Annotated in this window: 10 protein-coding genes and 1 tRNA gene; 3 read left to right on the top strand and 8 right to left on the bottom strand. The window is 37.1% G+C overall.

Features of this window, described 5'->3' with window-relative positions; genetic code table 11:
* Position 1: 1 nt before the first annotated feature.
* The 4 genes from LK994_RS01620 to LK994_RS01605 form a co-directional block, all read right to left on the bottom strand.
* A complete protein-coding gene (locus LK994_RS01620) occupies positions 2-925 on the bottom strand; it encodes an alpha/beta hydrolase (protein WP_229761133.1) in 924 nt (307 codons plus the stop codon).
* Between the two features lie 73 nt (positions 926-998).
* Positions 999-1070 (bottom strand) — tRNA-Glu (locus LK994_RS01615).
* Between the two features lie 60 nt (positions 1071-1130).
* Positions 1131-1808 carry a tRNA (guanosine(37)-N1)-methyltransferase TrmD gene (gene trmD, locus LK994_RS01610; protein ID WP_229761132.1) on the bottom strand — a complete coding sequence of 226 codons (678 nt, stop codon included), beginning with the start codon at positions 1806-1808 and terminating at the stop codon, positions 1131-1133.
* A gap of 65 nt (positions 1809-1873) precedes the next feature.
* The gene (locus LK994_RS01605) at positions 1874-2266 is read right to left on the bottom strand and encodes an RNA-binding S4 domain-containing protein (RefSeq protein ID WP_229761131.1); all 393 of its coding nucleotides are present in this window, start codon (positions 2264-2266) and stop codon (positions 1874-1876) included.
* A gap of 80 nt (positions 2267-2346) precedes the next feature.
* Here LK994_RS01605 and LK994_RS01600 point away from each other — a divergent pair, with 80 nt between their 5' ends.
* Both LK994_RS01600 and LK994_RS01595 read left to right on the top strand, forming a co-directional pair.
* The gene (locus LK994_RS01600) at positions 2347-4512 is read left to right on the top strand and encodes a S9 family peptidase (protein ID WP_229761130.1); all 2166 of its coding nucleotides are present in this window, start codon (positions 2347-2349) and stop codon (positions 4510-4512) included.
* 325 nt (positions 4513-4837) lie between these two features.
* Positions 4838-7522 (top strand): T9SS type A sorting domain-containing protein, encoded by a 2685-nt coding sequence (locus LK994_RS01595; RefSeq protein ID WP_229761129.1) that lies wholly within the window; start codon positions 4838-4840, stop codon positions 7520-7522.
* 46 nt (positions 7523-7568) lie between these two features.
* On the opposite strand, the gene LK994_RS01590 is transcribed toward LK994_RS01595, so the two are convergent.
* From LK994_RS01590 to LK994_RS01580, 3 genes are all read right to left on the bottom strand, one after another.
* Complete coding sequence (locus LK994_RS01590) at positions 7569-8939, bottom strand: dipeptidase (RefSeq protein WP_229761128.1); 1371 nt, start codon at positions 8937-8939, stop codon at positions 7569-7571.
* Positions 8940-9167: 228 nt separating this feature from the next.
* Entirely contained in the window at positions 9168-10487 is a 1320-nt protein-coding gene (ffh, locus tag LK994_RS01585; RefSeq protein ID WP_229761127.1) for a signal recognition particle protein, read from the bottom strand.
* A gap of 81 nt (positions 10488-10568) precedes the next feature.
* Positions 10569-11438: a sigma-70 family RNA polymerase sigma factor gene (locus LK994_RS01580; RefSeq protein ID WP_229761126.1), complete on the bottom strand. Its 870-nt coding sequence runs from the start codon at positions 11436-11438 to the stop codon at positions 10569-10571.
* 252 nt (positions 11439-11690) lie between these two features.
* On the opposite strand from LK994_RS01580, the gene LK994_RS01575 reads away from it, so the two are divergent.
* Complete coding sequence (locus tag LK994_RS01575) at positions 11691-12071, top strand: START-like domain-containing protein (RefSeq protein WP_229761125.1); 381 nt, start codon at positions 11691-11693, stop codon at positions 12069-12071.
* On the opposite strand, the gene LK994_RS01570 is transcribed toward LK994_RS01575, so the two are convergent.
* A complete protein-coding gene (locus LK994_RS01570) occupies positions 12068-12676 on the bottom strand; it encodes a hypothetical protein (RefSeq protein ID WP_229761124.1) in 609 nt (202 codons plus the stop codon). The two genes, LK994_RS01575 and LK994_RS01570, sit on opposite strands and share 4 nt — an antisense overlap.
* Positions 12677-12703: the final 27 nt, after the last annotated feature.

Here is a 12703-nt window from a genome sequence, read left to right as displayed (position 1 = left end):
ATTATTTATTCAGTAAGAATGTCATAGGTATATGCAATCTTTTTCTCCATGCATTTTCACTATGGTCATCTCCCTGAAATTTTTTTGTGATCCAGTTTGTGGTAGTATATCCTTTTGCTTTCATGATCGCATCAGCTTTCAGTTGGAATCTTTCATATAAAACATCCAGTGTTTCTGTGCCATAGTCAAAATAGATACGGTGGTTTTTAGGAGAGGGTAAATGGACAGATAAATATTGTAATATCTTATCGGGAATAGGGTTGTTGTCTGAAGTGTATACACCTGTCCAATGTGTAGAAAGGCATGCGGCACCCCCAAATATTGCAGGGTATTCGCAGATAGCATACATCGAGATTAATCCTCCTTTACTGGAGCCGGCAATAAAAGTATTTTTTCTATCGCTTAATGTAGAAAATGTTTTGTCGATAAAAGGTTTTAACTCGGTCACTAAGAATTTTAGGTACTTATCAGATCGTACTTTACCAGAGAAGGCAGGAGAGCCGTCTGGTTTTCTTACTTTCAATAATGAATCCTGTTGAGCAGGGGAAATTGTTTCAAAAGGTTTTTGAGGAACATAATCGATATCTCTGTTGGCTCCGCTATTCCATATACCCACCACAATGCATGGTTTTATTTTCTTTTGGCTGATAAGCTTTCCTACCACTTCATCCACTTCCCATGCCTGATGATTCCACGTAATAGCGCTGTCAAAAAGCATTTGTCCATCATGCATATATAATACCTGGTATTTTTTTTTAGTACTATATCCTTTGGGCAGCCATACATCTATGTTTCTTGCATCAACGTATTTTGATGCAAAATTTTCGAAACGTTTTACTGAGCCTGATGAAACTTTTGGAGTTTGAGCAAACAGCGGCGATCCTGCATATGCAATACCACCTAGGAGAATGAGTATTCTTATCATATAAAAAAATAATATAAACAATGAAGGTAGTGATAAAACGAAAAAAGCCTCAACATGTGTTGAAGCTTTTTTGTACCACGTACGGGACTCGAACCCGTGATTCCTCCGTGAAAGGGAGGCGTCTTAACCTCTTGACCAACGCGGCGTTTTTGTTAATGGACGGCAAAGATAGTATTAGGCAGTTAATAAGCAAAATATTTCTGAATTATTCCTCCAATAAATCTGGTCTTTTTTCCTGTGTTCTTTTGTGGGCCTGCTCTTGACGCCATTGGTCAATTTTAGCATGATTGCCGCTCAGGAGAATTTCGGGCACTTTCCAGCCCCTGAATTCCTCAGGCCGGGTATATACAGGAGGGGCTAATAAGTTGTCTTGAAACGAATCTGTGAGAGCAGAAGTCTCATCATTTAAAACACCGGGTATCAGCCTGCCAATAGCATCTACCAAAACTGCGGCTGCCAATTCTCCTCCGCTTAATACATAATCACCTATAGAGATCTCTTTGGTTATGAAATGGTCTCTTACACGCTGATCAATACCTTTATAATGACCACAGATCAACAATAAATTCTTTTTCAGAGATAGATGATTGGCTGTTTTCTGATTGAAGGTTTCTCCATCCGGAGTCAGGAAAATGATCTCATCATAAGTAGTTTTTTTTTGTAAACTTTCGATAGCATTTACCAAGGGCTCTACCATCATTACCATGCCCGCCCCCCCGCCAAACTGGTAGTCATCAACCTGTGCTCTGGCGTAGGTAGTATACTCCCTTAGATTGATCACATTCACTTCCAGCAAACCTTTGTCCTTTGCTCTCTTCATGATTGAATGTGCAAAAGGACTCTGTAATAAATCCGGCACTACCGAAATAATATCTATTTTCATACTTCAAACTTATGCATTTGTAAATTGAATCTTTTTCAAGATGAAAAGAATTCGGGGAAATCTCTTTAATCCGTATTCCATTGTGTAAAATCGTCCAGGTCTCTTTTGTCTTTTTTTGTCGGTCTGCCTTGCTTACTCATTCTTTTACCGGTATGAAAAACAGCCGCCTGAAATTTGATGCGGTCTAATTCTTCAACTGGAGTAATATCTTCATAAAACTTAATTGCTTCGCTGTACTGAACTCTTTTCGGTAATAATCCCGTTACTTTTATGATCCAGCGTTTAGCCTCGGTCTTTACTTCATATTCATCGCCAATATTTACCGTCTTAGATGCTTTTACATTATCTCCTTTATATTTCACCTTGTTTTTATCGCATGCATCAGCCGCCTGGCTTCTTGTTTTAAAAAGTCGGATAGCCCATAAATACTTGTCCAGCCTGAGTTTTTCAATTTCCATATTCAAAAATAAATTCTTTTATACGAATGGTAATTATAACAGGGGGTATTTGTTTAATTTAGTCCTATAAATGTAAATATATGGGTATTAAAACGCATAAATGGCTGCTTATAATTATTGTTGTTTTTTCGGTTCAAACACTATCAGCACAATTTCCAAGAGATGGTATAAAATGGACAAGTGATGGAAATGGCTATTATAAGCTGACCGGCAAAAGCATTTTAAAAATAGATCTGGCAACCGGAGCAGAAACACATCTGGTTGACCCTGAATTACTGGCTGGATTACCAACATCTGTAGCGGCGTTTAGTATCAGCGCTGACAATAACAAAATATTGATTTTTACAAACACTGCCAGAGTGTGGCGTTATAAAACCAGGGGCGATTATTGGGTGTTGGATATTCCTTCAAAAAAATTGTCAAAACTGGGGGCTACATTAACACCGCAATCGTTGATGTATGCAAAACTCTCTCCTGACGGAAGATCGGTAGCTTACGTAAGCGAAAAAAATATTTATGTAGAAGATATTTTGTCAAACAAAATAAAGCAACTAACGTTTGATGGTACACGAAAATTGATCAATGGTACTTTTGATTGGGTGTATGAAGAAGAGTTTCAATGCAGAGATGGTTTTCGTTGGAGTCCTGACGGACAATCGATTGCTTTTTGGCAAATTGATGCTACCAAGATAAGGGATTACTATATGCTGAATACAACAGACTCTATTTATTCAAGAGTGATACCGGTAGAGTATCCCAAAGTGGGGGAGTCTCCATCTCCTGCAAGAATAGGTGTTATCAATGTAAACAGTGGTAATATAAAATGGATGAATGTTGAAGGAGATCCGCAACAGCACTATATTACCCGGATGGAATGGAATGATGCTAAAACTTTAGTTATTCAGCAATTAAATAGGAAACAACAGGTAAGTAAATTGTTTTATTGTAATACTGTTAATGGCAGCAGTTATTCTTTTTATACTGAAAGTAATAATTCATGGATCGAAACAAAGGATTACTGGAATAATGATGATCCTACAGGATGGGAATGGCTGAACAACGGAAAGGAATTTCTGTGGGTTAGTGAAAAGGATGGGTGGAGACATATCTACAAACTAAGCAGTGATGGTAAAAAAGAAACATTGCTCACTATTGGGAAATATGATATTCAGAATATCAAGTGTATAGACACCAAAGGCGGATATGTTTATTTTATGGCTTCGCCGGATAATGCAACGCAATTGTATTTGTATAGAGTAAAATTGGATGGTAAAAGCAAACAACCTGAAGCTATATCTAATCTCTCTTTAAAAGGAACGAATGACTATACGCTCTCTCCAAATGCAAGATGGGCAAAGCATTCTTTCAGTAGCTATAAAGTACCTCCTGTAGAAGAATGGGTCAATTTGCAAAACAAAATGCCTTTAACTTCAGCAGATTTTACAGAAATTCCCAACACCACAGTTGAGTATACGAAGATCACTACAGAAGATGGAGTGACGCTAGATGCCTGGATCAACAAGCCGATCAATTTCGATAGCACAAAAAAATATCCGATCGTATTTTATGTGTATGGTGAGCCGGGTAGTAGTACAGTAACAGATGAATACGGGAATCAGAATAATTTTTTGTATGATGGAGATATGAGTGCCGAAGGATACTTTCAGGTGTCGGTAGACAACAGAGGAACGCCATCTTTGAAAGGAGCAGCATGGCGTAAAGCTATTTACAGAAATATCGGTAGAATTAATGTGAGAGATATTGCGATGGCAGCAAAAAAAATAATAGATAAACCTTACATCGATAAAGACAGAGTGGCTGTTTGGGGATGGAGTGGAGGAGGTTCTACAACCTTGCATCTACTGTTTCAATATCCGGAACTTTTTAAAACAGGTATATCTATTGCAGCACTAGATAATTTGCTGTTTTATGATAATATTTATGAAGAAAGATACATGGGCTTACCGCAGGAAAACAGAGAAGATTTTGTAAAAGGTTCCGCTATCAATTATGTAAAAAATTTGAAAGGGAACTTGTTGGTGATACACGGTACAGGCGACGATAATGTGCATTATAGCAATGCCGAAGCATTGGTGAATGAACTGATAAAATATAATAAGTTATTTCAGTTTATGCCTTATCCTAACAGAACACACAGCCTCTCTGAAGGAGAAGGCACAAGAGCACATTTATCTAATATCTACACCGATTATTTAAGGAAAAATTGTCCTCCGGGTGCAAAATAAAAACGGATAATATATGTAACTACAAGTAAGTCATTTCGTAGTAAGATAATATAAAAAGATAGTCGGGTTTATTTGCATTTAATAATTAAAAAAGTAACTTAGTAGACCGAATAGAAGCATACATAGCCGTACCTGGTTTACGATTCTTTTAAGAGTTGTTTTCTTATATACTTCTAAGAACGAGATCCGCCCTTTATAACTTCCAGCATAATGTGCAAATAGTGAACAGCTAATTTCAATTCCTGTAAGAACCCTTTCAGTTTGAATTTTCGATCCTGCAATATCATATGGGGAACTTATTTGTTAACCATAAACAGACCCAGTCATGAAAATTTTTACCCCACTAAAAAATGGCAGATTAAAGTTTTATACAATCTTCATTATACTTTGTTCATCTATTTATTCTACGGCTCAAGTAATAAGACCGTATAACCAAATCTATTCCAATAGCTTAAAAGGAGGGCATATAATGTTTGGTAATACAAGCATGCGCATGGATAGTGCAAACGGTGATGAATTATTATACCGTATGAATGATTATGGTAATTATGCTAATGGAACAACAAGCCAGTATGGTAATGATAATTCAAACATGCAGTTTGTTGATATTGATGGAGGAGGAACGCCTGTTTCACTTGTGTCATACGGAAGTTCATGGAATTATTCCAATGCAAACAGCCAGCCAGCGGGTTGGCCTAATGTTACTACACTTGCAGGTGGTCCGGGCAGTGCACCATTAGGCTACGGCCCTACGGGAGGCGTAAATACAACGCTTACCGATCGCAGAACATATTACTTCACCAAAACAATAAATTTCGATCCGGCAGATCATGATAAGTTTATATTCGAATTGAATTTAGATGATGGTGCAGTTGTATATGTAAATGGAATTGAAGTGGGTAGAATAAATATGAATGTCGGTACACCTGATTATAATACAGATGCGATGGGTGACATCGAACCTGAAACAATTACAAGTTTTACTGTCCCTTCCGGTGCACCATTTGTTAATGGTAACAATACCATACAGGTAGAAGTACACACTTCGGCAAGTAACGAAAGTGGAACAGATGACCTGTTCTTTGATCTGCAATTAACCGGGTCCGGATTAAATCCTACATTCAATTCATCTTCTGCAGACCTTGTGCTTCCTGCCGGTACCAATACTATCAAGTATGCTCGTTTGTATTGGGGAGGAAGAATAACAAGTGGAATGAGTGGTGCAGATAATATTAATTTGCGTACGATCCTGATTAGAAAAGGAAATGCAGGTCCTTATACCACTGGTATAGCTCCAAGTGGTCAGGTTGATAAAGCATCTGCTGCAGCAATTTATACAGATTCTGCTTATCAGTCATATGTTGATATTACCGGTTTTATCAGTTCAAATGGAGCAGGTACTTATACAGTAGCAAATGTTACTGCAGCAACAGGGTCCAGAAATAGCGGAGGCTTTTATGCTGGTTGGAGTATTGTAGTGGTATATGAAAACCCAACGTCAACTTATTCAAGTGTTAGAATTTATGATGGTTTTCTGCAAGTGTACAGTGGCGGAAATGTAACAACCCAATCAATAACGCTTACCGGTTTAAATGCACCAAGTACGCCATTAAATTCATCCGATGCATATATGACTACGATGGCTTGGGAAGGTGATGCAAATTTGGCCGCATCCGTTATTAACCCTGACGGAGATTTTATGAAATTGAATAATATTACAGTAACGAATGCTCATAACCCTGCTACGAATTTCTGGAACGGAACCATTACCGAAAATGGGGTAGACGTTACCACTAAATTTCCCAACTATATAAATCAGTTTGGTTTGGATCTGGATGAAACAGATGTTGGAACAGGATTTGGAATAGTACCCAATGCAACTCAAGCAACTGTTGAATTTGGCACAGAAGCAGATCAGTATTTCCCAAGTGTATTTGCTTTTACTATGAAAACAAAAGAGCCGAGTATATTCATTGACAAAGCTGTAAGTGATGCGATTCCTCCATTTCATGCGTTGACAACAAATGAAATACTTACTTATACATTATCAGGTTCTAATGTTGGTATTGGGGCAGCATATAAGTGCACAGTGATAGATACGATTCCATCTAATGTAACTTTTGTTTCAGGTAGCTTAGAAGTTCTGGCATCACCCGGTGGTATTGTTGGTAGTAAAACAGATAATGCCGGCGATGATGTTGCTTTTAAAGGAACAGTTGGTAGTAAAACATACGTTAAGTTTTATATTGGTACGGGAGCAACGAGTTCTGAAGGTGGAGTATTGGAATCAGGTGAAAATTATTCTGTGAGATTCAAAGTAATAACACCAGCTATAGCCAGTCAGGTTACAACAGTAGCCAACTTAGTGCGTATTATGGGAGAAGGTATTTCAGGTGATCAATATGTAGATGACGCCACAGCTATTATTGGTCCGGAAGGAGGTTCTTTAGCTGTAAAAATGTCTTCATTTAATGTATTTAAAGAAAATGGAAATGCAGTATTGAGATGGACAACTGTTAGCGAAGATAATAATGATCATTTTGAAGTTGAACAAAGTTTTGATGGAATTAATTTCTACAAAGTAGGAACGATAGCAGGTAACGGTACTTCTCAATTGGTAAATAATTATCAGTTTATTAATATTCTTTATAATAATGCAGTCAGTGTAGTTTATTATAGATTGAAAATTTATGATAGAGATGATAATATATCGTTAACAAAAATTATTGCACTGCGTTTGAGTGGAGAAGAAAAGATCAATCAACTTAATATTTATCCAAATCCATTTGTACATAATATTAAAATACAATTGCACAGTGATAATGATCAGATATCAACCATAAGAATTGTAAATATATCTGGCCAAGTCGCCATTAAACGTTCAATTGGACTTCAGGCAGGTGAAAATATTATTGTATTGAAAGATCTGGAAGTATTACCAAAAGGAACTTATACCGTAGAGGTTCAAACACAAAGTGGTACCCAAACACAACGAATTATAAAAAATTAGGGTTTTAGGGTATAGTAAAAGCGGTTCCATTTGGAACCGCTTTTTTTTATTTACTTAATTCACAAAAGTTTTTGTGAAAAAATGGGATCGTTTCTATGCCTTTATAAAAATTTTCCAGGTTGAATTTTTCGTTCGGACTATGCAAGTTATCGCTATCCAATCCAAAGCCCATGAATACGATCTTAACACCTAATTCTTTTTCAAATAATGCACAGATAGGAATACTTCCGCCTCCACGAACAGGAATAGGTTTTTTATTAAAGGTTGTTTCAATTGCTTTTGCTGCAGCCTGATATGCTATGCTGTCAATGGGGGTCATGTAAGCTTCTCCTCCATGATGTTCGAATGCACTAACGGTAACGCCTGCAGGAGCAATTAATTTAAAGTGGTTCAACAGTTTTTCTGTGATCTTTACAGATGATTGATTGGGAACCAATCGGGCTGAAATTTTTGCAAATGCTTTACTTGGTAAAACAGTTTTTGCTCCTTCACCCTGGTAACCGCCCCAGATGCCATTTAACTCGAGCGTAGGTCTTATGCCGGTTCTTTCATTGGTGGTAAATCCTTTTTCACCCCACAATTCTTTTATGCCTAGATCATCTTTATATTCTTTTTCATCAAATGGAGCTGCAGCCATTAATTTTCTTTCCTCATCAGTAGCTATTACTACATCATCATAAAAACCAGGAATAGTGATATGATTATTTTCATCATGACAGCTTGCGATCATCTTTGCTAAGATAGTAATAGGGTTTGCAACAGCACCTCCATATACGCCACTATGCAGATCTCTGTTTGGGCCTGTTACTTCCACTTCAATGTAGCTCAGACCCCTTACACCGATATCAATGCTGGGTGTATCTAAACTGATCATTGCGGTATCGCTAATCAAAATCACATCAGCTTTTAATAGCTCTTTATGTGCGGCAACAAATACCCCCAGGTTAGGAGATCCGATCTCTTCTTCACCTTCGATACAAAACTTGATATTGCTTTCAAGTGTATTTGTTTTAACTAAAGTTTCCAAAGCTTTAACATGCATATACACCTGCCCTTTGTCATCGCAACTACCCCTTGCAAATATTTTTCCATCTACAATTACAGGATCAAATGGCCCGCTTTTCCAAAGATCAAGTGGTTCTGCAGGTTGCACATCATAATGCCCATAAACCAATACAGTTGGCTTACTTGGGTCTATGATCTTTTCTCCGTACACGATCGGGTGGCCTGCGGTAGGGTAGATCTCAACTTTGTCTGCACCCGCTTCAAGCAAACGTTGTTTAAAAGCCTCAGCACATTTGATCATGTCAGCTTTATGCTCTCCCTTTGCACTAATGCTTGGGATACGAAGTAAGTCCAGTAATTCATTTAAAAAGCGGTCTTTATTCTTGTCTTGATATTCTTTCCAGATCTGCATAGTGAAATAATTTAGAGTAACGAATGTAAGCGTTTTCTTACTAAAGTTTTTAATAAGATTTTTTGTGATTTATTTTACAACCACGGCAATATTTCCTTGAAATGAACGTATATATGTAAGATAAGATTCTTGTCAAACTATCAGCCTTTGTTTAGCATTACATTATGTGTATAATGACGCTAAACAAAGGCTGAGTCTATTTTATAGTAAATTGAAATAGCAGAAGTATTAACGTCCCATACCCGGCATTTTCCCCATTGGCATTTTGTTCATCATTTTCATCATGCCTTTCATTTGTTCAAACTGTTTTAAAAACTGATTCAGTTCTACAATGTCTTTCCCGGCACCTTTAGCGATTCTTGTTTTTCTGCTGGGAGTAATAATATCTGGGTTTCTTCTCTCTTCTAATGTCATTGAATTGATCATTGCTTCGATACCTTTAAAGGCATCATCTTTAATATCAATGTCTTTTATTTGTTTGCCAATGCCGGGGATCATGGCCATCAGGTCTTTTAGATTACCCATTTTTTTTATCTGCTGTAGCTGTGTTTTAAAATCTTCGAAATCAAACTGATTTTTTCTGATCTTTTTTTCCAGCTTGGCCGCTTCTGCCTCATTGAATTGTTCCTGTGCTTTTTCAACCAAACTGACGATATCCCCCATCCCCAAAATACGTTGCGCCATCCTTTCAGGATAGAACACATCCAGCGTTTCCATTTTTTCACCGCTGCTGGCAAATTTTATCGGTTTATTTACCGTGTATTTAATGGATAATGCCGCACCACCTCTGGTATCACCATCTAATTTGGTCAGTACAACGCCACTAAAATCAAGCCTTTCATTAAAAGCAGCAGCCGTGTTTACAGCATCCTGTCCGGTCATACTATCCACAACAAATAATATTTCCTGAGGATTTACAGCTGCTTTTATATTAGCAACTTCCGTCATCATCACTTCATCTACTGCAAGACGTCCGGCAGTATCAATGATGATAACATTTTTATTTTTTGCTTTAGCTTCTTTGATGGCATTTTGCACAATGCTAACGGCATCTTTATTTTCTCTTTCACTGAATACGTCCACGCCAATTTGTCCGCCTAATACTTCCAACTGATCTATCGCCGCAGGACGGTAAATATCTCCAGCTACCAATAAAGGTGATTTTCCTTTTTTTGTTTTCAGATAATTAGCCAGCTTACCACTGAAAGTGGTTTTACCACTACCTTGCAGCCCTGCTACTAAAATAATGGCGGGGTTTCCTGTAATAACAAAATCACTCTCTTTTCCACCCATTAATTGAGTCAATTCATCCTGAACGATCTTTACCATTTGCTGCCCGGGGTTCACAGATAACAATACCTTTGAACCTAAAGCAGTTTCTTTTACTTTGTCGGTAAATTCCTTGGCGATCTTATAATTCACATCGGCATCTACCAATGCTCTGCGTATATCCTTTACCGTATTAGCAATATTAAGTTCGCTGATACGTCCCTGGCCTTTAATATTTTTAAAGGCACTTTCTAATTTTTCACTTAACGAATTGAACATTTTGACTACTTATTTAATAATTTCCATAAAAAAAGTGAACTAAAAAGTTCACTATAAAAAGTTTGCAAATGTATGAAATCTTTAAGCACCGAGATAAGTACGTAACAATTTACATCTGGAAGTAGATCTTAATTTGGTGATAGCCTTATCTTTAATTTGTCTAACTCTTTCCCTGGTAAGGTGAAAATGTTCGCCAATATCTTCCAAACTAAGTGGATGATCTACGCCAATTCCAAAGAAAAACCTGATCACATCCTTCTGCCTGTCTGTAAGGGTACTTAAAGACCTGTCTATTTCTGTTTTTAATGAGGCCTTAAAGGTCATTTCCATATCAGTACTGTCTGCATTAGGGTTAACCAAAACATCAATTAATGAGCCGTCTTCACCTTCAGAAAACGGCTGGTCCATACTAACATGTCTGGCGGCGGCACCAAGGGTGGCGGCCACTTCTTCAGTATCTATTTCAAGAAGCGTAGCCAATTCTTCGGCTGTAGGCTCTCTCTCATATTCTTGTTCTAATTGAGAAAAAGCTTTGCTGATGCGATTGGTTAGCCCTACTTTATTGAGTGGTAAACGCACTATTCTTGATTGTTCTGCCAATGCCTGTAAGATACTCTGGCGTATCCACCAAACGGCATAGGATATAAATTTAAAGCCCCTGGTTTCGTCAAAGCGCTGGGCTGCCTTAATTAGTCCGAGATTTCCTTCGTTAATGAGGTCGGATAGCGTAAGTCCTTGGTTTTGGTATTGTTTTGCTACAGAAACTACAAATCGCAGGTTAGCCTTTGTTAGCTTATCCAGTGCACATTGATCGCCTTGTTTAATTCGGATTGCCAATTTAACTTCCTCCTCAGGAGAAATTAATTCAACTTTTCCTATCTCTTGAAGGTACTTCTCTAAGCTTTGGCTTTCACGATTAGTAATTGACTTCGTGATTTTGAGTTGACGCATACTCATAAGCCTTTAGGTTTTAGGTGTGGTTAGGAAAGGGTTAATGTAGTGTTAAGATTATTAAACGTAATTTAATGCATTTACGATATGTTTCCAAAAAATAATTTTTTTGTACAGTGGTGGCAAAGCTAGATTCCGCCTCATTTTAAGCTAAATCAGCCAAGAGTTAACAAAAAATAGTTGAGAAAATGTTTTGTTGGCTCGTTTATTTTGTTATTATTGCATCATTCAAGACAGAATTAAATAATTGGGATGAGCAAGAAAGTTTTATATACGTTAGAATATCCGGTAAGATGTTCTCCGGGGATACTCTATGATTTTTTACGTACACCGGCAGGATTACAGGAATGGTTTGCCGACAAAGTAGATGAGAGAGACGGGGTATTCAGTTTTTCATGGAATGGGGATGATGAAAAAGCAGAGTTATTGGAAACAGAACAGGATAAATTTGTTCGTTTTCGTTGGTTACATAATGCTAAAGATGAATATTTTGAATTCAGCATAGATAAATCTGAAGTAACCAATCAAACTATTTTGATCATAAAAGATTTTGCAGATAAAAAAGAAATAAAAGACCAAAGCCAGTTATGGGAATACCAGGTGAAAGATCTTTTTCATCGGTTGGGTAACTAGTTTTCAAGCAGGTTTATCATTTCCTTAAAGGTATTATTAATAAATGCATCAGCCTCACCCAATCGGGTGAGGCTGATTTTTTTCCCGATCTTTATAAATGAGTTATTCTGGAGGGTATCCCAAAAAGTATTTGCCGGCATATCTTTAATCAATATATAATTATCGGCTTCAAAATGATGTAGCCATGGTGTATCAGCTATACATATTGAGTAATCATTATGTTGAAGTGAAGTATAAACGCTTTTTATTTTTTCAATTGTGTTGGTTTTATGATCTCCCGATAATAAAAGATGAATACTGATAGAGTCTCCCCACCAAAAAAAAGTTCTGATGGCCATTATGTTTTTCTTATTGAATAAACGAGGATAGTCGAGCATTACATAAGGTAACAATTGGTAGTTCTCCCCTTTGGATATTTTTGGTGTGGTCTGCTTAATTTCATCTGATAAAAAACACTTATTTACGGTTTGTTGCATATCAACTGCGGCATTTCCAAATAATAAATATATCTTATTGATGATATTGTGTTTGGTTAATATCCAGTCAGTATTACAAACCAGTTCGAGTTCCTTGGCAGAAAGAGTTATTTTTGTGTTTTCAATCATCTTGAAAAGTAATAAATAAATCCATAC

The organism is Ferruginibacter lapsinanis (assembly GCF_020783315.1).
In the GTDB taxonomy this organism is placed as follows: Bacteria; Bacteroidota; Bacteroidia; order Chitinophagales; family Chitinophagaceae; genus Ferruginibacter; species Ferruginibacter lapsinanis.
The sequence above is the reverse complement of the archived record's forward strand: the minus strand, read 5'-3'. Positions and strand labels throughout refer to the sequence as shown.